Below are 20,898 nucleotides of genomic sequence, written 5' to 3' on the forward strand. Positions count from 1 at the left end.
CCCCTCAGTGCCCCACCCCCTCCGCGGCCCGGCGCGGCAGCAGACGCAGGGCCGGCAGGCAGGCGGCCGTGATCGCGAGGACCACGATCAGGCTGACCGTCATGGCGTGGGCCGAGCCGTCGCCGAGGAAGTGGAAGTAGAGGGTGGTGACGGTGGCGGAGCCGATGCCGTTGGCGAGCTGCTGGACCGCCGTGAGCGAGCCGGACGCGCTGCCGGCCTCGTCCGGGTCGATGTCGCCGAGGGCGATGTCGAAGATCGTGCCGAAGCAGGCGCCCATGCCGAGACCGGTCAGGAAGACCGCGGGGGCCAGGGCCCACAGGCTGACGGACAGGCCCGAGGCCAGGACCAGAGCGAGCAGCCAGCCCGCGCCCGCCATCGTCAGGAGCATGCCGATGAGGACCAGGGTGCGGCCGAGCTTCGAGGCCAGGGCCATGCCCGCGAAGGCCGCGACGATGATGCCGAGCGTCAGGGGCAGCATCCCGAGCGCGGTGTCGCCCGGGTCCGCGTGCAGGGCCTGCTGCATGAAGAGCGAGATCACGTACGTGAGGCCGCTGGTCACCGCGAAGTAGAGCAGACCGACGAAGAGGCCCGAGGTGAAGCCCTTGTTCTTGAGCAGCGTGGGCTTGATCAGGGGGTTGGCGGCGGTGCGCTGACGGTGGGCGAAGAGCGCGAGGAAGACCGCGCCGACGGCGAGCGAGCCGAGCGACAGCGCGCTCCAGCCGTACGTGGAGCCCTCGATCAGGCCGAACATCAAGCCGAACATGGTGACGGCGAGCAGTCCCGCGCCCCGTCCGTCGACGGACGTGCTGTGGTCGCCGCCGTCCTTCGGCAGCAGCCGGGTGGCGGCGAAGAGGCCGACGACGCCGAGCACCAGGTTGATCAGGAACACCGGGCGCCAGGACAGGCCGCCGAAGTCGGCGTCGATCACGAAGCCGGCCAGGACCGGGCCTCCCACGGAGGCGAGGCCGAGCAGCGGGCCGAAGAGCTGGAAGGCCTTGCGCAGCATGTCGCGCGGGAAGGTCTTGGTCAGGATCGCCATGCCCTGCGGAATCATCAGCGCGCCGAACGCGCCCTGCACCGCACGGGCCACGACGAGCACCGCGGGGTCGGGCGAGAGGCCCGCGACGGCGGAGGCCACGGTGAAGCCGGCCATGCCGATCAGGAAGAGCCGGCGCTGGCCGTACTTGTCGCCGAGCCGGCCGCCGACCACGAGCAGCACGCCCATCGCCAGGGCGTAGGCGGAGCCGAGCCACTTGATCAGGGATTCACCGCCGCCGATGTCGTTGACGATCGTCGGCGCCGCGATGTTGGTGACGGTCGCGTCGATCATGTCGAGCGCATCGGCGAGCAGGACCAGGCCGAGGATCAGCCACAGGGCGGTACGGGAGAGGGAGGCCGCCGTCCGGGGCGGCTCGAGGGAGGGGGTTTCGGTCACGGCAGACATGACGGGGCTCCTTTGCGCGGGTGGGACCGGGATGGTGCGGCGCAAGGGCGGGGCCCGGAGTCGGGCGGCGCGGTGGCCACGTATCCAGAAAAACACAGTCGCTACGAAACCGCAATCGCTACAGTTTTGGATCGGATACGAGAGTGTGGTCGCTCCGCTAAGCTGGACGTATGGCAGAGACAGCAGCGAAGAAGCAGCCGGCGGCGCCGAAGGAGGCGACGGGGCCGACAGGCCCGAAGGAGCCCGGGCGCCGCGAGCGCAAGAAGGCGGCGACGCGCAAGGCGCTGTCCGATGCCGCGCTCGAGCTGTTTCTGGAGCGGGGCTTCGACAAGGTGACCGTCGCGCAGATCGCCGAGCGCGCCGACACCGCGGTGACCACGCTGTTCGCGCACTTCCCCGGCGGGAAGGAGGCGCTGATCCTCGGCGACGGCAGCGAACGAGCGGCCTCACTGGCGGCGGCGGTCCGCGAGCGGGGTGCGGGCGAGTCGGTGCTCGATGCGCTGGAGGAGTTCTTCGCCGGACGCGGCATCTTCTCGGAGGATCAGGACCACGCGTATCGCAAGCAGGTCGAGTTCGTGACGAGCACTCCCAAGTTGCGTGCCTACGCACGGCAGTTGTGGGTCTCGTGCGAGGAGCCGCTCGCGAAGGTCATGGCCGAGGAGGCGGGACGGCCCGAGGGCGATCTCTCCCTGCGCGTGCTCGCCCGATTCGTCCTGGAGATCCCCGACCTGGCCTCACTCGAACCGCACCCGCGCCGCGCGCTCGAAACGGTCTTCGAGCATCTGCGACGCGGGTGGCCCGACGTGTAGCGGTCTTCAGCGTGCCCTGCGCTCGCGCAGGAACAGTGCGGCGAGCACCGAACCGGCCAGCACAAGCAGCGAGTTGACGAGGATCGCGAAGGTCACCCCGTCGAGCACGGCATCGGAGCCGCTCGCCCCGCCCATCCGCGCGGTGGCGAGCGCGCTCATCACCGGGATGCCGAGCGCGATGCCGACCTGCTGGGTCATCGTGGCGAGCCCGGTGGCCAGGCCCTGCTCCTCGTCCGGCAGGCCGGAGGTGGCGGTGACCATGAAGCCGACGATCACCAGCATGTTGCCGACGCCGCCCACGAACGTGGCCGCGAGCAGCAGCCAGATCCAGCCGCCCGAGGCGCCGAGAGCGACAAGAGCCGCGGTCGCGACCGCCTGGACGATGCCGCCGGCGACGATGGTGCGCCGGTTGCCGTGGCGGCCCACGATCCGGCCGCCGAGCGTGCCGCCGATTACGGTGCCGACGCCGAGGACGCCGAAGGCGAGACCGGTGGACAGGGCGGAGTAGCCGAGGACTTCCTGCAGATAGAGCGTGAGCAGGAAGACCAGCGAGGTCTCGGTGACGAACGCGATCAGGCCCGCGGTGTTGCCCCAGATCACGGAGCGGCGCTTGAGGATCGACACGGGGACGAGGGGCGCCGCGGCCCGCTTCTCGACGAACCAGAACCCGACGAGCAGGGCCGGCCCCGCGCCGAGCGCGAGCAGGGTGGTGGGCCGGGTCCAGCCGGTCTCGCCGGCCTGCGTCAATCCGTAGACGAGGGCGAGCAGTCCACCGGTGACGGCGAATGCGCCTCGTACGTCCAGGCGCGCGCGGCCGCGCGGGCCGGACTCGGTGATCACGGAGGGGGCGAGGACCAGGACGAGCAGGGCGACGGGGACGTTGACGAAGAACGCCCAGCGCCAGGAGAGCAGGTCGGTGAGCAGCCCGCCGAGGATCGCGCCGGCGGTGAAACCGGCCGACATCAGGGCGCCGTTGAGCCCCAACGCCCTTTCCCTGAGCGGACCTTCCTTGAAGGCCGTGGTGAGCAGCGAGAGCCCGGCCGGGGTGACGGCGGCGGTCGCGAGGCCTTGCAGGACGCGGGCGATCAGGAGCACCTCGGGTGAGGTGGCGAAGCCGCCGAGCGCGGAGGAGGCGCCGAGCAGGGCCATCCCGCCGAGGAAGAGGCGCTTGCGGCCGAAGAGATCCGCGATCCGCCCGAAGAGCAGGGTGAATCCGGCGGCGGCGAGCGCGAACGAGGTGGCGATCCACTGCAGGTGCCCCAGCGAGAAGCCGAGCCCCTCGCCGACGACGGGCAGCGCGACATTCAGGATCGAGAAGTCCACGGCGATCATGAACTGGGCGCCGAGCAGGAGCGTGAGGACGAGCTTCTGCCGTCCGGTCATACGGAGTTGGGGCAGGGTCCCCGGCGCGGTGGCCGGGGACTCGGTGGTGGTGGACATAGCGAGCAACCCCCTAAACGGTTCAGTCGCTCCGTTAAGCGATGCCGGAACCGTAGCAGGGGGTGACCTACTAATGGAACCTCAGACCCTTTTATGTGAGGGTGTGCGCGACGGGCTCAGGCCACCACCCCCACCGCGAGCCCCGCGATCAGCACACTCGACGCCACCGCCGTCACCAGGCGCCCCCGCCGTCCGGTGAGCAGCCGGCCGAGCAGCGCTCCCCCGCCCGCGAGCAGCAGTTGCCAGCTGGCGGAGGCGAGGAACGCGGCGAGCACGAAGACGGTCTGCTCGGCGGCCCCGGAAGGCGATCCGGGGCCCGTGCCGAGGACGAGCGCGGTGAAGTAGATGACGGTCACCGGGTTGAGGAGCGTGATGCCGAGGAGGCTCAAGTAGGCCCGGAGTGAGGTGAGTTCGCGCACCTCGCGGCCGGATGCGGCGCCACCTCGGTACTGGCGGACCGCGGTGACGGCCCCCCGTACCGCCAGAGCGAGCAGCACGCAGGCCGAGGCCCAGCGCAAGGGAGTCGTGACCGAGGCGAGCAGCGGGGCGAGTGCGGTGCCGCCGAGGGCGGCGATCAGGGCGTAGAGGCCGTCGGCGCTCGCGACGCCCAGCGCGGCCGAGGCTCCGGTGCGCAGGGAGGTGCGGGCGGTGAGGGCGACGAGATAGGTCGCGACGGCGCCGACCGGGATGGCGATGCCATACCCGGCGAGCAGCCCGGCGACCAGGGCCGCCGTCACGCGAGCGGCAGTTCGGGCCTCCAGGGACGGCCGGGCTGCTGCTGCGCGCGCACCGGGCGGGTGGCGGCGGTCAGCGGCAGGGCGGCGTGAAGGGTTGTCATGCGGGGATGGTGGCCGCGGCCCGGCGCGCGGGGCAACTCAATTTCCGAGGGCCCCCGGCTGATCTCCGAGGGTCCCCGGCTGGTTTCCGAGGGCCCCCGGCTGCTGTACGCCACCGAGCTTGTCCGGGTTGACCTGGAACCGCAGATCATGGAGCAGCCCGTCGGACGACACCTCGTACGACAGCGTGCCGATGGTGGCGCCGTCCATGCCGAACAGGAGCCCAAGGTCGCCGTTGATGACGGTCGGGGTCACGGTCATCGCCGCGTAGTCCGGCTTCGCGAGGACGCCGAGCACCCAGCGCGCGACCGCGTCCGCGCCGTGCAGCGGGCGCCGGGCCGCGGTGACCTTGCCGCCGCCGTCCGACCAGCAGGTGACGTCGGGGGCGAGCAGCGCCATCATCCCGTTCAGATCCCCGCCGGAAGCGGCTTCCAGGAACAGCCGGGTGGCCCGTTCGCGCTCGGCGCCGTCCGCCTCGTAACGCGGCCTGCGGGCCTGCACGTGGGAGCGGGCGCGGTGGGCGGTCTGGCGTACCGATTGCTCGGACCTGCCGAGGACTTCGGCGATCTCGGCGTGCGAGTAGCCGAACACCTCACGCAGGACGAACACCGCGCGCTCGACGGGCCCGAGGGTCTCGAGGACCACCAGCATCGCCATGGAGACGGACTCGGCCATCTCGGCCTCCTCGGCGACATCGGGGGTGGTCAGGAGCGGCTCCGGCAGCCAGGGCCCCACGTAGGTCTCGCGGGTGGCGCGGGCCGAAGCCAGCCTGTTCAGACAGAGGTTGGTGACCGTGCGGACGAGGTACGCGCGGGCGTTGCCCACATCGGAGCGGTCCGTCTTCGACCAGCTCAGCCAGGTGTCCTGGAGGACGTCCTCGGCGTCGGCGACGCTGCCGAGCATCCGGTAGGCGGTGGCGAAGAGCAGACGGCGGTGTTCCAGGAACGGTTCGTCGGTGGCGCGATCGTCCGGCATCGCGCCACCCTCGCAGCCAACTGGGCTTTCCCTCAAGACAGTTCACGCCTTCGTCGCCCGGCCGCCCTGCGGCCAGAGGGCCGCGCCGGCGAGCTTCTTGGTGAGCTTGTACGTCTGCACCGGGCTCGCACTGACCGTCTCCTTGTAGAACACGGCGCTGCGGCCCTTGAGATACATCCGCCGCGGCGTCTCGTCGGGCCGGGTGAACTGGATGACCGCGTCGCGCCGGCCGAGGCTGACGGGCTGGTGGATGTAGCCGAAGCGGAACGGCTTCACCGTCCGGCCGCGCAGCCGCCGCGCGATCGCGTCCGCGGTGTACGCGGCCGTCGGGATCCCCGACTGGCAGGTGCCGTGCAGCGTGCCCCAGGCCTGCTCGACACGGGCCGCGTCCCCGATCGCGTGGATCTCGGGGTGCGAAACGGAACGCAGGTCCCCGTCGACCAGGATCCGCCCGGCCGCGTCGACCGCGATCCCCGACTCGGCGGCCAGCTGCGGCACGCGGACGCCCGCGGTCCACAACGACACGTCGGAGGCCAGGAGTTCACCGTCGCCCAGCTCGACCGCGGCGGGCAGCACCTTCGCGACGGTCACACCGGAGCGGACGGTGACGCCGAGCCGGCCGAGGGCCGCGAGCAGATACGCCTGCGCCTTGGGGCCCATCATCGAACCGGGCACCTCACGGCTGAGCAGCGTGACGTTCAGCCCCGGGTGCCCCTCGGCGATCTCGGCCGCGGCCTCGACGCCCGTGAGCCCGCCGCCGCTGACCGTGACCGAGCCGCCCCGCTCCGCGAGCCGGGTCAGCTTCTGGGACATCCGGCGGGCGGTGCGCGGGTCGTTGAGGGTGTACGCGTGCTCGGCGGCGCCCGGCACCAGGCTCGTGTCGGTCGAACTGCCGAGTGCGTAGACGAGGGTGTCGTACGCGAGGGGCTGCTCGGTCCCGGACACCTGGACCTCACGGGCTTCGGCGTCGAGCGCGGTGGCCCAGCCCTCGACGAACTCGATGCCGGTGCCGTCGAGCAGCTCGGTGATCCGGACGTCGGCCAGCTCCTGGCCCGCGGCGATCTGGTGCATCCGCAGCCGCTCGGTGAAGCGGGGCGAAGGGTTGACCAGAGTGATCCGTACGCCCGGAGTGCGGCGGGTGCGGCGAGCGAGCCGGAAGGCGGTCATCATGCCGGTGTAGCCGGCGCCGAGGACGACGATGCGGTGCGCGGTGGTGTTCATGGCGGGCTCCTTGGCGGTCTCTTCCGCTTGCGGTGTCGCCCATGGGACAGACGACACCGCGCGGATGTGACAGGAGCCGGGATGTGACCTGCGTCACGCAGCGGTCAGCAGCGCTTTCCGTCCTCCGGGACCTTGCCCTCGAGGAGGTAGCGGTTGATCGCCGTGTCGATGCAGTCGCTGCCGCGCCCGTACGCCGTGTGCCCGTCGCCGTCGTACGTGAGCAGCGTGCCGGTCGCCAGCTGGTCCGCCAGGGACTCGGCCCACTTGTACGGGGTGGCCGGGTCGCGGGTCGTGCCGACGACAAGGAGCGGGGCGGCGCCCTTCGCCTCGATGCGGTGGGCCGAACCGGTGGGCTTCTCCGGCCAGTACGCGCAGGTCAGACCGGCCCAGGCGAGGCCCTCACCGAAGACGGGTGAGGCCTTCTGGAAGTCGGGGGCCGCCTTCTCGACCTGATCGGGGGAGGTGAACGCGGCAGGCAGGTCGAGGCAGTTGACGGCCGCGTTGGCGAACATGATGTTGCCGTACTTCCCGTCGGGCTGCCGCTCGTAGTAGCTGTCGGAGAGCAGCAGCAGACCCGAGCCGTCCTTGTCCTTCATCGCGGAGGTGAGGGCGTCGCGCAGCTGGGGCCAGGCTCCCTCGTCGTACATCGCGGCGATCACGCCGGTCGTCGCGAGGGACTCGCCCAGCTCGCGGTCGCCGGCCGGGATCGGCTTCGCGTCCAACTCCTTGAAGAACGCGGAGAGTCGACGGCTCGCGTCCTCGGGGCTCGTGGTGCCGAGCGGGCAGTCGCTCTCCTTGACGCAGTCCTTGGCGAAGGACTGGAAGGCGGTCTCGAAGCCGGCGGTCTGGTCGAGGTTCATCTGCTCGGCGGGCAGGGACGGGTCCATCGCGCCGTCGAGCACCAGACGGCCGGTCTTCTCGGGGAAGAGCTCGGCGTAGGTCGAGCCCAGGAAGGTGCCGTAGGAGGCGCCGACGTAGTGCAGCTTCCCGTCGCCCAGGACCTCGCGCAGGAGGTCCATGTCACGGGCGGCGTCGACGGTGGAGACATGGGGCAGGATCCGCGCCGAGCGCTTCTCGCAGCTCTGCGAGAACTCCTTGTACGCGGCGACCAGTTGATCCTGCTCACGGCTGTCGTCCGGAGTGACGTCCGTCTGCGTGTACGCGTCCATCTCCTTGTCGCCGAGGCACTCGACGGGTGCGCTGCGGGCCACGCCGCGCGGGTCGACGGCGACCATGTCGTAGCGGGCGCGGACCGGGGCCGGGTAGGCGAGGGCGGCGTACGCCTGGAGGTACTCGATCGCGGAGCCGCCGGGGCCGCCCGGGTTGACCAGGAGCGAGCCGATGCGCTTGCCGGGGCCCGTGGCCTTCTTGCGCGAGACGGCAAGCTTGATCTCGCCGTCGTCCGGCTTCGTGTAGTCGAGGGGCGCCTTCAGGGTCGAGCACTCGAAACCGGGGACGCCGCACTCGCGCCACTTCAACTGCTGTGCGGAGTACGCCTCGAGGGCGTCCTGGGCCGAGGAGTCGAGGGAGGACTGGGCCGAGGGATCCGGTGAACTCCCCCCGGAACAGCCGGAGATGAGCAGCCCCGCCGCGAGGAGCGCGGCGGCGGTACGGGCGAGGGGGGCGTTGGTGCGCATCCACCGAGAGTAATGGGGCGGTCGCAGAGTGCAGCAAGTCCGCCTCGTACGAGTGAAGCCCTCAGCCCGCCCGCAGCGCCATCGTCATCGCCTCCACCGCGAGCAGCGGTGCCACATTGCGCTCCAGGGCCTCGCGGCAGGCCGAGATCGCCTCGATCCGGCGCAGGGTCGCCTCCGGTGAGGAGGAGCGGGCCAGGCGCTCCAGATGGTCGCGCTGATCGACGTTGGAGAGGGCCACCTGGGAGCCCAACTGCAGGGCGAGCACATCCCGGTAGAAGCCCGTGAGGTCGGTGAGCGCGAGGTCGAGGGTGTCGCGCTGCGTCCGCGTACGCCGGCGCTTCTGCCGGTCCTCCAGATCCTTCATCACGCCCGCGGTGCCGCGCGGCATCCGCCCGCCCTGGCCGCCGCCGAGCGCCGCCTTGAGGTCCTCGGTCTCCTTGGTGTCGACTTCCTCGGCGAGCTGCTTGGCATCGTCGCCGGCCGAATCGATCAGCTCCTGGGCGGCCTTGAGGCAGCCGCCGATGTCGGCGACCCGCAGCGGCAGCTTGAGCACGGCGGCCCGCCGCTCACGCGCCCGCGGATCGGTCGCGAGCCGGCGCGCCCGGCCGATATGCCCCTGCGTGGCCTGGGCGACGGCGGCCGCGACGGGCGGTTCGATGCCGTCACGCCGGACGAGGATGTCGGCGACCGCGGACACCGGCGGGGTGCGCAGGGTGAGGTGGCGGCAGCGGGAGCGGATCGTGGGCAGCACATCTTCGAGCGAGGGCGCGCACAGCAGCCAGACCGTGCGCGGAGCGGGCTCCTCGACGGCCTTGAGCAGCACATTGCCGGCGCCTTCGGTGAGCCGGTCGGCGTCCTCGAGGACGATGACCTGCCAGCGGCCGCCGGCCGGGGACATCTGGGCGCGGCGGACGAGGTCGCGGGTCTCCTTGACGCCGATGCTCAGCAGATCGGTGCGGACCACCTCCACATCCGCGTGCGTACCGACCAGGGCCGTGTGGCAGCCGTCGCAGAACCCGCAGCCCGGTGTGCCGCCGAGCGCGCGGTCCGGGCTCACGCACTGCAGCGCCGCGCCGAAGGCGCGCGCCGCGGTGGAGCGTCCCGAGCCGGGCGGCCCGGTGAACAGCCACGCGTGCGTCATCTTCGAACTCGACGGCAGCTCGGTCCTTGCGGCCGCCGCCGTCACATACGCGTCGGCATCCCGCGCGGCAGCCTCCAGCTGCGCGCTGACCCGGTCCTGACCCACCAGGTCGTCCCATACGGGCATGGGGTGCCGCCCTTCATTTCTTGCCGGGCCCGAGTGCTCCGGTGCCTGTGCCCTGCCCGTCCATTGTGGGGCAGGGCACTGACAGTCCCGTCAGGTCAGCGCCGCCGACCCCGCCCGCCTTCGTCCTCATCGTGATCGCCGAGCAACTCGTCCGCCAACGAAGGCAGATCGTCCAGCGGGGTCTCCTCCGCCCAGTCCGAGCGCGGGCGGCGCCGTGGCGTGCCCGTCTCGTCGACCTGCGGAAGCTCCCGCGTACGGTCCTCGCCGCCGCCGGCCGGCCGCTCGTCGCGGAACAGGCCCGGCGGGACCCGGTCGGCCGGGCCCTGGGACCGGGCGTCGCCCTGGGACCGGGCGTCGCGGGGCGCGGGCGCGTCCTCACGTACCGGAGGAATCACCGCGGTCTCATCGGCCGCACCCGGCTTCGGCAGCACGGCGGTCTCCTCGGCCGGGCTCACCGCGGGCGCCTTCGCCTGCTGCTCGGGGGCCGAGTCCTCCCGTACGGGCGGAAGGACGGCCGTCTCATCGGCAGGCGGCGTCGACGGCGACTGCGACTGCGACGGTGACTGCCCGGGCGCGGGGATCGGCGTGGAGACCGTGGTCTCCTCCGTACCCTTCACGATCGGCGTCGGCACAGTGGTCTCCGCGTCGGGCATGGCGGCCGCTGCCGCCGCTGACGAGGCGGCGGCCGCGGCCCGCCGTGCTTCCTCCGCCTTCAACAGCGCCTCTTCCGCCTTGCGCTGCTTGTCGAGGCGCCGCTCCTCGGCCTCGTCCCGCAGCCGCTGCTCCTCGGCGGCCTGGCGCCGGCGGCGCTCCTCCTCCGCGGCCCGCAGCTGCTCCTCGGCCTCACGCCTGCGGCGCTCCTCCTCGGCGAGCCGGCGGGCTTCCTCGGCGCGTGCGCGCGCCTCCTCGGCCTGCCGCTCCTCCTCGCGGCGCCGCGCCTCCTCCAGCTCGCGGCGCTTGCGCTCCTCTTCCTCGGCGCGAAGGCGGGCCAGCTGCTCCTGGCGCTCGCGCTCCAGGCGCTCCTCCTCGGCCTTGCGCGCGGCCTCTTCCTCGGCGCGCCGCCGCGCCTCCTCCTCGGCCGCCTTGCGCGCCTCTTCCTGCGCCTTCTTCTCCGCGTCGGAGAGCGGCAGCAGCTGGTCGAGACGGTGGCGTACGACGGTGGTGACGGCCTCGGGCTCCTGGGCCGCGTCGACCACGAGATAGCGCCCGGGGTCGGCGGAGGCCAGCGTCAGGAATCCGGTCCGTACCCGCGCGTGGAACTCGGCCGGCTCCGATTCGAGCCGGTCCGGCGCCTCGGTGAAGCGCTCGCGCGCGGCCTCCGGCGAGACGTCGAGCAGCACGGTCAGATGCGGTACGAGCCCGTCGGTCGCCCAGCGCGAAATGCGGGCGATCTCCGTCGGGGACAGGTCACGTCCGGCGCCCTGGTAGGCCACGGACGAGTCGATGTAACGGTCGCTGATGACCACCGCGCCCCGTTCGAGGGCGGGACGGACGACCGTATCCACGTGCTCGGCGCGGTCGGCCGCGTAGAGCAGGGCCTCCGCGCGATGCGAGAGCCCGGCCGATGACACGTCGAGCAGGATCGAGCGCAGCCGCTTGCCGACCGGCGTCGCGCCCGGCTCACGCGTGAGCACGACCTCGTGCCCCTTGGAGCGGATCCACTCGGCGAGCGCGTCGGCCTGCGTGGACTTGCCCGCGCCGTCACCGCCTTCGAGCGCGATGAAGAACCCGGTGGCGGCCGGCGCCTGGGCCGGCTCGGCGCCGCGCAGCGCATCGGTGAGATCGCGGCGCAGCGGAACGCCGGAACGGTCGTCGGTCTTCGCCAGTACAAGAGCGGCCACGGGCAGCAGCAAAGCACCCGCCAGCATCAGCAGGAAGGCGGCACCACCGTGCGCGAAGACGAACTTGCCGTTCTCCAGACGGTGTTCCCCGATCAGCCCGGCGAGCACGGGCGCGACGATCGCGGCCAGCGCGACCGAGACCCGGACGACGGCCTGCAGATGCTCGGTCGTACGGGTCCGCCGGAAGTCCTCGACCTCCAGGTCGAGCAGCGCGTGCCCGGTGTTCGCCGCGACCCCGGCCGCGGTCCCCGCAAGGCCGAGCAGCAGCAGAACGGTGGTCTGATCCGGTACGAGACCGGCGGCGAGCAGCGCGATCCCGGCCACCGCGATCGCGAGCGCAAGGAGCCGGCGCCGCGACAGGGCGGGCAGCACCGAGGGCGCGATCCGGATGCCGAGGACGGTGCCCGCGGTCAGCGCGAACGCGAAGATCCCGAAGAGCACCGGCCCGCCGCCCAGGTCGATCGCGTGCAGCACGACCACGGAAACGGCGGCCGCGATCGCCGCGGCGACGGACGCGCACGCGAGGACGAGCAGCGGGATGGCACCCGTACGTCCCTTGTCGACGCCGCTGCCGGTCTTCGGCCGGCGCAGCCCCTCGAGCGGGGAACGGGCGCGCGGGGTCTGGCTGTCGGGCAGTTCGAGGAAGTAGACGACGGACAGCGAGGCGGCGAAGAGACCCGCCGCGACATACGAGGCGAGCGCGGCCTGGTGCTGCTCGAACCAGATGACTCCGGCGCCGAGCAGATTCCCGATCAGCGTGGCGGCGATCAGCACCAGCGCGCCGACGGGCAGCGCGATGAAGCCCGTACGCAGCGACAGGCGCCGCAGCGCTTCGGTGTGATCCGGCAGCGGGCGTACCGTCGCGCCCTCCAGGGGCGGCGCGGGCAGCAGCGCGGGTGCGGCGCTCTCGCGGGCGACGGTCCACAGCCGCTCGGCGACCCCGATCACGAACCCGGTCACGAGCAGCACGGCGAGCGCACTGTCCGGGGTCCAGTCGATCCACAGCGGCGCGATGATCAGGAGCGCGGCCCGCAGACCGTCCGCCACGATCATGGTCCAGCGGCGGTCGAGCGGCCCGCCCTCCCGTCGCCCGCCACCACCCTTGTTCGAAGTCGCTGCGCTCCCCTTTGATCCCGCCGCGGTGAGCGCGGTCAGCGGGCCGAGCAGCACGGCGCCGAAGATCAGCGTCGCAAGGATCCGGGCGCCGAAAACGGCGGTGACGGCGAAGGCGACTCCGCGATAACCACCGCCGAAGGACTGCTCGGCGAGAGCCGCCTGCACCCCGAGCAGGACGAGAACGAGCAGCGCGAGCGCATCCCCGATCCCGCCCACGAACTGCGCGCTCCACAGGCGCTTCAGCGGGGGATGACGCAGCAGCGCACGGACGGCACGCTCTCGGGAGTCGGCGACCAGGGCGGCATCGGAGTCGTCTCGGGTCATCCGCCCAGCCTATCCGGACGGCTTGACTCCCCGTGCCCCCTCCCGAACAAAGGTCCGCCCCCTCACCGTCGTACGGGAGGGGGCGGACCGCTGTCGCGTACCGGAACTCAGTCCTCGGCCGGAGCCGACGCCGCAGCCTTCTTCACGGCCGCGGCCGTCTTCTTGGCCGGAGCCTTCTTCGCGGCCGAAGCCGTGGTCTTCTTGGCGGCGGTCTTCTTGGCCGCCGTCTTCTTCGCCGGAGCCTTCTTCGCCGGAGCCTTCTTCGCCGCCTTCTTGGCGACCTTCTTCGCCGGCCCCTTCGCCCGCTTCTCGGCAAGCAGCTCGAACCCGCGCTCCGGCGTGATCTCCTCCACGGAGTCCGCCGCCCGCAGCGTCGCGTTCGTCTCGCCGTCCGTCACGTACGCACCGAAGCGCCCGTCCTTGACGACCACCGGCTTCCCGGAGACCGGGTCCTCACCCAGCTCCTTCAGCGGCGGCTTCGCGGCAGCGCGCCCCCGCGCCTTCGGCTGGGCGTAGATCGCGAGCGCCTCGTCGAGCGTGATCGAGAAGAGCTGCTCCTCGTTCTCCAGGGACCTGGAGTCCGTGCCCTTCTTCAGATACGGGCCGTAGCGCCCGTTCTGCGCGGTGATCTCCACACCTTCGGCGTCCGCACCGACCACCCGCGGCAGCGACATCAGCGCGAGCGCGTCGTCGAGCGTCACGGTGTCGAGGGACATCGTCTTGAACAGCGAGGCCGTCCGCGGCTTCACCGCGTTCTTGCCGGTCTTGGGCGTGCCCTCGGGCAGGATCTCGGTGACGTACGGGCCGTAGCGCCCGTCCCTCGCGATGATCTCGCGGCCGGTCACCGGGTCCGTACCGAGCGCGAAGTCACCGCTCGGCTTGGCGAGCAGCTCCTCGGCGAGCTCGACGGTCAGCTCGTCGGGCGCGAGGTCGTCGGGGACGTCCGCGCGCTGGTGGCCCTCGGAGTCCTTCTCGCCGCGCTCGACGTACGGGCCGTAGCGCCCGACGCGCAGCTTGATGTCGTTGCCGACGGAGAAGGACGAGATCTCCCGGGCGTCGATCGCACCCAGGTCGGTCACGAGCTCCTTCAGACCACCGAGGTGGTCGCCGTCACCGTTGCCCGCGTCCGACGCCGCACCCGCCGCCGCGTCGCCCTCACCGAAGTAGAAGCGCCGCAGCCACGGCACGGCCTGTGCCTCGCCGCGCGCGATCCGGTCGAGGTCGTCCTCCATCTTGGCCGTGAAGCTGTAGTCCACGAGCCGCCCGAAGTGCTTCTCGAGCAGGTTGACCACGGCGAAGCTCAGGAAGGACGGCACGAGCGCCGTGCCCTTCTTGAACACATAGCCGCGGTCGAGGATCGTGCCGATGATCGACGCGTACGTCGACGGGCGGCCGATCTCGCGCTCTTCGAGCTCCTTGACGAGCGAGGCCTCGGTGTAGCGGGCCGGCGGCTTGGTCGCATGGCCGTCCACGGACATGTCGTCGGCGGTGAGCGGGTCGCCCTGGGTGACCTGCGGGAGCCGGCGCTCACGGTCGTCGAGCTCGGCGTTCGGGTCGTCCGCGCCCTCCACGTACGCCTTCATGAAGCCGTGGAAGGTGATCGTCTTGCCGGAGGCGCTGAACTCGGCGTCGCGGCCGTCGGATGCGGTGCCACCGATCTTGACGGTGACGGAGTTGCCGACCGCGTCCTTCATCTGGGAGGCGACGGTGCGCTTCCAGATCAGTTCGTACAGACGGAACTGGTCACCGGTCAGACCGGTCTCGGCCGGGGTGCGGAAGCGGTCGCCCGAGGGACGGATCGCCTCGTGCGCCTCCTGCGCGTTCTTGACCTTCCCGGCGTACGTGCGCGGCTTGTCCGGCAGGTAGTCGGCTCCGTACAGCTGCGTGACCTGGGTGCGGGCGGCGGAGACCGCCGTGTCGGACAGCGTCGTGGAGTCCGTACGCATATAGGTGATGAAGCCGTTCTCGTACAGCTTCTGCGCGACCTGCATCGTGGCCTTCGCACCGAAGCCCAGCTTGCGCGAGGCCTCCTGCTGAAGGGTTGTGGTGCGGAACGGCGCGTACGGCGAGCGGCGGTACGGCTTGGACTCGACCGAGCGGACCGAGAACTGGGCGTTCTCCAGGGCCGCGGCGAGCGCCCGGGCGTTCTGCTCGTCGAGGTGAAGGGTGTTGGCGCCCTTGATCTGGCCGAGCGAGTCGAAGTCACGGCCCTGCGCGACGCGCTTGCCGTCGACCGTGTTCAGACGGGCGACCAGCTGCGAGGGGTCGGACGCGTCACCGGTACGGCCGGTGCCGAACGTGCCCGTCAGGTCCCAGTACTCGGCGGAGCGGAACGCGATGCGCTCACGCTCACGCTCGACGACGAGCCGGGTCGCGACGGACTGCACACGGCCCGCCGACAGCCGCGGCATGACCTTCTTCCACAGGACCGGCGAGACCTCGTAGCCGTAGAGGCGGTCGAGGATACGGCGGGTCTCCTGGGCGTCGACCATCCGCTTGTTGAGCTCGCGGGGGCTGGCGACGGCCGCCTGGATCGCGGCCTTGGTGATCTCGTGGAACACCATGCGCTTGACCGGGACCTTGGGCTTAAGGACCTCGAGGAGGTGCCACGCGATGGCTTCGCCCTCGCGGTCCTCATCGGTGGCCAGGAAGAGTTCGTCGGAATCCTTCAGGAGGTCCTTGAGCTTCTTGACCTGGGCCTTCTTGTCGGCGTTGACGACATAGATCGGCTGGAAGTCGTTGTTCACATCCACACCGAGGCGGCGCACCTCGCCGGTGTACTTCTCCGGCACCTCGGCGGCGCCGTTCGGCAGGTCGCGGATGTGCCCGACGCTCGCCTCGACGACATACCCCGGGCCGAGGTAGCCCTTGATGGTCTTCGCCTTGGCAGGGGACTCGACAATGACGAGTCGGCGGCCGCCCTGTGCGGCTTCGCTGGTCGGGGACAACGTGGCTCTTCTCTCCGGTCGACGCTCGGTGGCTGACACGTGCTGCGTTCCGTATGCCTTCATACGGCGTTGCCGCTGACATTCCCACGGCGCCGCCCTATGCGTTTATACGGTGACGCTGCGGAGTGTGACGGTACAGCCCGCCCCCGTGTCAAACGGGGAAAGCCCGCAGCAGCCACTCGAACGGTAACCCGACTCCCGCCCTTCCTGCCGCCCGGACTCCCGACCTGGCCTTTCCCGGGTACCGGAGCCTTCTCTCCCGGATTGGCCAGTTTCCTTCCCGTACGAGGACCGGCCGCGCATCCCGGGGGCGTAGCTCAGCTACGCAGGAAGCACCACGCACCGAGCGCCAGCGCACCGGCCGCGACGAGGGTGGTGAGCGTGGCCGACATCACCGGGCGTGCGCCCTCGGCGACGGGCCGGCCATGCGCGACGCGGGCCACGGTCCACGTCAGCAGGCCCGCTCCGAACAGCGCGAACACCGCGCCCGCGAAGATCGCCGGTCCACTCTCCATGGCTGCGCTCCTCCCCCACCGATTCCCCTTGGTGCGGCAGGCTGGCAGGCGTCGGCCACGTACGGGCATCGTCCGCGCGAACCCCGGGTGAACGCCCGGCGCGGCGCGGTTCAGGCTCGGGCCGGGGACTTCTCGGCCAGGCCCTGCTCGTCCTGCGCGCCCTCGCCGGCGGGGCGGATCGCGGGGATCGTGAGTGCCACGAGCGCGGACAGCAGGGCCACGGCGCAGCCGATCAGCAGGCCCACGCGGAAGCCGTCCTCCGAGGCGAGGGTCCTGCCGCCGACGGTGATGGTCATCTGCGCGAGGACCACGCCGGTCACGGCGGAGCCGATGGTGGTGCCGAGCGAGCGCATCAGCGCGTTGAACCCGTTGGCGGCCGCGGTCTCGGAGAGCGGTACGGCGCTCATGATCAGGGCGGGCATCGCCCCGTACGCGAGGGCCACTCCGCTGCTGACCACGATGCCGACGACCATCAGACCCCAGGCCGAACCCATCAGCGGCAGCGCGAGACCGTACCCCACGAAGATCACCAACGCACCGCAGATCAGCGCGGACTTGGGCCCGCGGGCATTGATCAGCTTCCCGCCGAGCGGTGAGATCAGCATCATCATCACGCCGCCGGGCGCCAGATACAGACCGGCCGCCAGCATCGACTGACCGAGCCCGTAGCCGGTGGCCTCGGGGAACTGCAGCAACTGCGGCGCGATCAGCATGAACGAGTACATGCCGACGCCCACCAGGATCGAGGCCACGTTGGTGAGCAGGACGCGGGGCCGGGCCGTGGTGCGCAGGTCGATCAGCGGGTCGCGGGTGCGCAGTTCCCACAGGCCCCAGGTGAGCAGCGCCACGACGGCGAGCGCGAACAGACCGAGCGTGGTGCCCGAACTCCAGCCCCAGTCGGCCCCCTTGGAGACCGCGAGCAGCAGGGAGACGAGGCCGACGGCGAGACCGAACGCCCCGGGCAGGTCGAAGCGCTGCCCCTGCGCACCGGCCGGCGCGTCCGGCACCACCACGTAGATCAGTACGCCGATGAGCAGGGCGAGCACGGCCGAACCCCAGAACAGCGCACGCCAGTCGGCGTACTGGGCGACGGCCGCGGCGATCGGCAGACCGATCGCGCCGCCGATCCCCATGGACGCGCTGACCAGGGCGATGGAACCGCTGAGCTTCTCCGCCGGTACGACGTCGCGCAGGAGCGCGATCCCGAGCGGCACCATGCCCATTCCCATGCCCTGCAGTCCACGGCCGACGATCATCGGCAGCACCGAGGACGACAGCGCGCACACCACCGAGCCCGCGATCAGCGGTACGGAGCAGACGAGAAGCATCCGGCGCTTGCCCACGAGGTCGCCGAGCCGGCCCGAGATCGGTACGCACACGGCGGCCACGAGCAGCGTCACCGTGATCACCCATGCCGCGTTCGACGGGGTCGTGTCCAGGAGCTCGGGCATCTCCGCGATCAGCGGCGTGACCAGGGTCTGCATGACCGCCGCCACGGTTCCGGCGAGCGCGAGCGTGGCGACTATGCCGCCCGGCCGTGCGCTGGGCTGGGGGGTGTCCATGGGCGCTCCTCGGTGCGTTCTTCCTGCGGCGCTGCGGCCTCGATGGCCCACGGATGGGTTCCTTGGGCAACGATGTGCATCGTACACACGATGTGCATGACGCACATCGACGCCCGGTGTGCGATACGGTCGCCCCCAGGAGGACGTACGTACATGGACAAGCCGTCGCATCTGGTCGAGTTCGAGCACATGGTGCTCGGGCGGCACCAGGTGAGCAGCGCCAAGCTGCGCAAGGAGCAGGGCCGCCTCGAGCGCAGTGCGTACGTCATGCTCAGCCGGATCCGGATCCAGGGGCCGATGTCGATCGGCGAGCTGAGCGAGGCCTTCCAGCTCGACGCCTCCACGGTCAACCGGCAGACCGCGCACGCCGTACGGGCCGGGCTGCTGCGGCGGATCCCGGACCCCGACGGCGGGATGGCGCGCAAGTTCCGGCTCACCCCCGAGGGCGAGCGCGAGGTGGACGGCGAGCGCGACACCCGTGTGGGGGAGCTCGACCAGGTCTTCGAGGACTGGTCGGCGAACGACGTGGAGACCTTCGCCCGCTACTTGCAGCGGTTCAACACGAGCGTGGAGCGGCTCAGCGGCCAGCCCTGGCCGCGCTGAACCGCTCCCCTCCGGGTCAGGCCGGCTCCACGAACCCGCGCCCCTACGCCGGCTCCAGGAACCCCTGCTCCACGAGCATCCGGATCTGCGCCGGCGTACGGTCCCGCAGCAACACCGGGTCCTCGCCCACCAGTTGGGCGATCGCGTCCAGGATCCGGCCCGCGCTCATCGAGCCGTCACAGACCCCTGCGAAGCCCGCGCCGATGGTGTCGACCTTCGTGGCCCGGCGCATCCCGCGGTGCTGGCGAAGCACGACATGCTCGGGATCCTCGGCGCCCGGCAGCCCGACCTGCTCCTGTACGACACCCTCGGCGAGCCGGAAGTGCCCGGCGAGCAGCGCCGCGTCGTCATGCGCGCGCAGATGGTCGAGCCGCGTGAAGTGCGCCTCGACGACCTCGCCGAGCGGCTGCTCGACGGGGTGCGGCCACTCCTCGACGGTGACCGACGGCTGCGCGGCCTCCGCGTTCTTGCGCAGCGTGATCCACCCGAAGCCGACGGCCTTGGTCTTACGGGCCTCGAACTCGTCGAGCCACGCGTCATAGCGCGCCGCGTACGCGGCCGGATCGCTGCGGTGGTCTCCCGCGTCGCGCAGCCACAACTCCGCGTACTGCGTGATGTCCTGCACCTCGCGCTGCACGATCCACGCATCGCAGCCGCGTGGCACCCAGGAGCGCAGCCGCTCGGTCCAGTCCTCCCCCTCCACGTGCTGCCAGTTGGCGAGGAACTGTGCGTATCCGCCCTCGTTCAGCCGCTCCCCCGCCTGCTGCACGAGCGTGCGGCACAGATCGTCCCCGCCCATCCCGCCGTCGCGGTACGTCAGGCGGGCACCGGGCGAGATGACGAACGGCGGGTTGGAGACGATCAGGTCGTACGTCTCGTCCGCGACCGGTTCGAAGAGCGACCCCTCGCGCAGGTCGGCCTCGGGGGCGTCCGAGAGCGCGAGCGTGAGCGCGGTGATGCGCAGCGCACGGGGGTTGAGGTCGGTGGCGGTGACGCGGGTGGCGTGCTGAGCGGCGTGCAGCGCCTGGATGCCGGAGCCGGTGCCGAGGTCGAGCGCGCTGTCCAACGGGCGGCGCACGGTGATGCCGGCGAGCGTGGTGGAGGCGCCGCCGACGCCGAGCACCACACCCTCGTCCTTGCTGCCGATCCCGCCCGCCCCACCGACCGCGCACCCGAGGTCGGACACGATGAACCAGTCCTCGCCGCCGGGTCCGCCGTAGGGCCGTACGTCGACGGTGGCCCGCACCTGCTCGCCGTCGTCGGTCAACCAGCCCTGCGCGACGGCCTGTTCGAGCGGCAGCGCCTTCGCCACCCGGTCGTGCGGCAGGGCGTCCTGGAGCAGGAAGAGGCGTACGAGCGTCTCCAGGGCGCCGTCGCCGCGCGTCGCGCGTACCGCGGGCACGGTCTCGCTGCGGGCCAGCGCGGCGTACGCGGGGGCGCCGAGCAGATCGAGCAGTCCGTCGGCCGTGAAGTCGGCGGCGAGGAGCGCTGCGCGCAGCCGGGCTGCGCCCGCGCGGTCGGTCGAGGGCAAGGGCTTCGTCGTACTCACCCGTCCATTGTCCCCGCCGCGGCGGTGTGGCGCCGCACAGCGAAACGGCCCGGCACGCGTCGCGTACCGGGCCGCTTGCATGCGGCATGCGTTCAGCTGGACGGGAGCGCCGGCCAGCTGACGGGGAGCCTTCGCGTCAGCTGGACGGGGAGGCCGACTCCACCTTGCAGTCGGGCTGCTTGGCGATGGCCTCGCCGACCTCGCCCTCCGTCAGGGACTCCAGCGCGTCCGCGCCCTCGTCCTGGATCTTGCCGAGCTCGTCCGCGATCGTCTTGAGGTCGTCGGAGAACTTCTTCACGCCCTCCGGCGAATCGTCCTTGGCGTCCATCTTGTCGCTCTGCTTCTTGAGGTCCTCGTACGCCTTCGAGGCCTTCTCGAGCTCCTTGACGGTGTCCGCCTGGATCTTCTTGCCGTCGTCGACCGGCGGCGGGCCCGCCTTCGCGAGCGCCGCGGCGATCGCGGTGTACGCGTCCGCGCTGGCCTGGAAGGAGGCCGAGTCGACCTTCTTGATCTCTTCCCGGTTGCCGTCCGCGGCCGTGGCGATGATGGCCTGCTGGGCCTTCACGCTCTTCTCGAGCTGCGGCTTGATCTGGCCGCACAGCGACTTGGCCCAGTTGTCGAGCTCCTTGTTGCCGTCGTCACTGCTGCATCCCGACAGCGCCATTACGAGTACCGCACCGCCGGACAGCGCGGCTGCGAGCTTCTTGTTCACCGGATTGGTCCCTTCCATGGCTCTCGGCCCCGGAACTTACACGCCAACCGGGCGGTATACCCGCGCCATGGGTCCCGTATATCCGCTATTGCAGCCATT

Annotated in this window: 15 protein-coding genes; 2 read left to right on the forward strand and 13 right to left on the reverse strand. The window is 71.4% G+C overall.

Annotation, left to right across the window (positions count from 1 at the left end; all coding sequences use genetic code 11):
* Positions 1 to 4 precede the first annotated feature (4 nt).
* Complete coding sequence (locus tag G6045_RS12595) at positions 5 to 1,444, reverse strand: MFS transporter (protein ID WP_165331989.1); 1,440 nt, start codon at positions 1,442 to 1,444, stop codon at positions 5 to 7.
* Positions 1,445 to 1,614: 170 nt separating this feature from the next.
* On the opposite strand from G6045_RS12595, the gene G6045_RS12600 reads away from it, so the two are divergent.
* On the forward strand, positions 1,615 to 2,253 hold the full coding sequence (locus tag G6045_RS12600; protein ID WP_165331990.1) for a TetR/AcrR family transcriptional regulator: 639 nt from the start codon (positions 1,615 to 1,617) through the stop codon (positions 2,251 to 2,253).
* Positions 2,254 to 2,259: 6 nt separating this feature from the next.
* Here G6045_RS12600 and G6045_RS12605 read toward each other — a convergent pair whose 3' ends face one another.
* From G6045_RS12605 to G6045_RS12650, 10 genes are all read right to left on the reverse strand, one after another.
* Positions 2,260 to 3,693 (reverse strand): MFS transporter, encoded by a 1,434-nt coding sequence (locus tag G6045_RS12605; protein ID WP_165331991.1) that lies wholly within the window; start codon positions 3,691 to 3,693, stop codon positions 2,260 to 2,262.
* Positions 3,694 to 3,809: 116 nt separating this feature from the next.
* Positions 3,810 to 4,430 (reverse strand): LysE family transporter, encoded by a 621-nt coding sequence (locus tag G6045_RS12610; RefSeq protein ID WP_165331992.1) that lies wholly within the window; start codon positions 4,428 to 4,430, stop codon positions 3,810 to 3,812.
* A gap of 138 nt (positions 4,431 to 4,568) precedes the next feature.
* On the reverse strand, positions 4,569 to 5,504 hold the full coding sequence (locus G6045_RS12615; RefSeq protein WP_165331993.1) for an RNA polymerase sigma-70 factor: 936 nt from the start codon (positions 5,502 to 5,504) through the stop codon (positions 4,569 to 4,571).
* Between the two features lie 42 nt (positions 5,505 to 5,546).
* Entirely contained in the window at positions 5,547 to 6,725 is a 1,179-nt protein-coding gene (locus G6045_RS12620) for an NAD(P)/FAD-dependent oxidoreductase (RefSeq protein WP_165331994.1), read from the reverse strand.
* Positions 6,726 to 6,829: 104 nt separating this feature from the next.
* Positions 6,830 to 8,362, reverse strand: coding sequence for an alpha/beta hydrolase (locus G6045_RS12625; RefSeq protein WP_165331995.1), 1,533 nt, complete (start codon positions 8,360 to 8,362; stop codon positions 6,830 to 6,832).
* A 61-nt stretch (positions 8,363 to 8,423) separates the two neighbouring features.
* A complete protein-coding gene (locus G6045_RS12630; RefSeq protein ID WP_165331996.1) occupies positions 8,424 to 9,629 on the reverse strand; it encodes a DNA polymerase III subunit delta' in 1,206 nt (401 codons plus the stop codon).
* A gap of 95 nt (positions 9,630 to 9,724) precedes the next feature.
* Positions 9,725 to 12,910 (reverse strand): dTMP kinase, encoded by a 3,186-nt coding sequence (tmk, locus tag G6045_RS12635; RefSeq protein ID WP_165331997.1) that lies wholly within the window; start codon positions 12,908 to 12,910, stop codon positions 9,725 to 9,727.
* A 107-nt stretch (positions 12,911 to 13,017) separates the two neighbouring features.
* Positions 13,018 to 15,858: a type I DNA topoisomerase gene (gene topA, locus G6045_RS12640; protein WP_165331998.1), complete on the reverse strand. Its 2,841-nt coding sequence runs from the start codon at positions 15,856 to 15,858 to the stop codon at positions 13,018 to 13,020.
* A gap of 317 nt (positions 15,859 to 16,175) precedes the next feature.
* Positions 16,176 to 16,373: a hypothetical protein gene (locus G6045_RS12645; RefSeq protein WP_165331999.1), complete on the reverse strand. Its 198-nt coding sequence runs from the start codon at positions 16,371 to 16,373 to the stop codon at positions 16,176 to 16,178.
* A 110-nt stretch (positions 16,374 to 16,483) separates the two neighbouring features.
* Positions 16,484 to 17,935 carry an MFS transporter gene (locus G6045_RS12650; RefSeq protein WP_165332000.1) on the reverse strand — a complete coding sequence of 484 codons (1,452 nt, stop codon included), beginning with the start codon at positions 17,933 to 17,935 and terminating at the stop codon, positions 16,484 to 16,486.
* 153 nt (positions 17,936 to 18,088) lie between these two features.
* Here G6045_RS12650 and G6045_RS12655 point away from each other — a divergent pair, with 153 nt between their 5' ends.
* Entirely contained in the window at positions 18,089 to 18,538 is a 450-nt protein-coding gene (locus G6045_RS12655; protein WP_165332001.1) for a MarR family winged helix-turn-helix transcriptional regulator, read from the forward strand.
* Between the two features lie 43 nt (positions 18,539 to 18,581).
* On the opposite strand, the gene G6045_RS12660 is transcribed toward G6045_RS12655, so the two are convergent.
* A complete protein-coding gene (locus G6045_RS12660) occupies positions 18,582 to 20,087 on the reverse strand; it encodes a DUF7059 domain-containing protein (RefSeq protein WP_456243473.1) in 1,506 nt (501 codons plus the stop codon).
* 136 nt (positions 20,088 to 20,223) lie between these two features.
* Positions 20,224 to 20,799, reverse strand: coding sequence for a small secreted protein (locus G6045_RS12665; protein WP_328707744.1), 576 nt, complete (start codon positions 20,797 to 20,799; stop codon positions 20,224 to 20,226).
* Between the last annotated feature and the right edge of the window lie 99 nt (positions 20,800 to 20,898).

Origin of the sequence: Streptomyces mesophilus (assembly GCF_011044995.1) — a bacterium.
Classification (GTDB): domain Bacteria; phylum Actinomycetota; class Actinomycetes; order Streptomycetales; family Streptomycetaceae; genus Streptomyces; species Streptomyces mesophilus.

Coding starts and splice junctions, on each gene's coding strand:
- G6045_RS12645 (WP_165331999.1), bottom strand. CDS start 16,373: ATGGAGAGTGGACCGGCGATCTTCGCGGGCGCGGTGTTCGCGCTGTTC.
- G6045_RS12620 (WP_165331994.1), bottom strand. CDS start 6,725: ATGAACACCACCGCGCACCGCATCGTCGTCCTCGGCGCCGGCTACACC.
- G6045_RS12650 (WP_165332000.1), bottom strand. CDS start 17,935: ATGGACACCCCCCAGCCCAGCGCACGGCCGGGCGGCATAGTCGCCACG.
- G6045_RS12595 (WP_165331989.1), bottom strand. CDS start 1,444: ATGTCTGCCGTGACCGAAACCCCCTCCCTCGAGCCGCCCCGGACGGCG.
- G6045_RS12630 (WP_165331996.1), bottom strand. CDS start 9,629: ATGCCCGTATGGGACGACCTGGTGGGTCAGGACCGGGTCAGCGCGCAG.
- G6045_RS12615 (WP_165331993.1), bottom strand. CDS start 5,504: ATGCCGGACGATCGCGCCACCGACGAACCGTTCCTGGAACACCGCCGT.
- tmk (WP_165331997.1), bottom strand. CDS start 12,910: ATGACCCGAGACGACTCCGATGCCGCCCTGGTCGCCGACTCCCGAGAG.
- G6045_RS12605 (WP_165331991.1), bottom strand. CDS start 3,693: ATGTCCACCACCACCGAGTCCCCGGCCACCGCGCCGGGGACCCTGCCC.
- G6045_RS12655 (WP_165332001.1), top strand. CDS start 18,089: ATGGACAAGCCGTCGCATCTGGTCGAGTTCGAGCACATGGTGCTCGGG.
- G6045_RS12625 (WP_165331995.1), bottom strand. CDS start 8,362: ATGCGCACCAACGCCCCCCTCGCCCGTACCGCCGCCGCGCTCCTCGCG.
- G6045_RS12600 (WP_165331990.1), top strand. CDS start 1,615: ATGGCAGAGACAGCAGCGAAGAAGCAGCCGGCGGCGCCGAAGGAGGCG.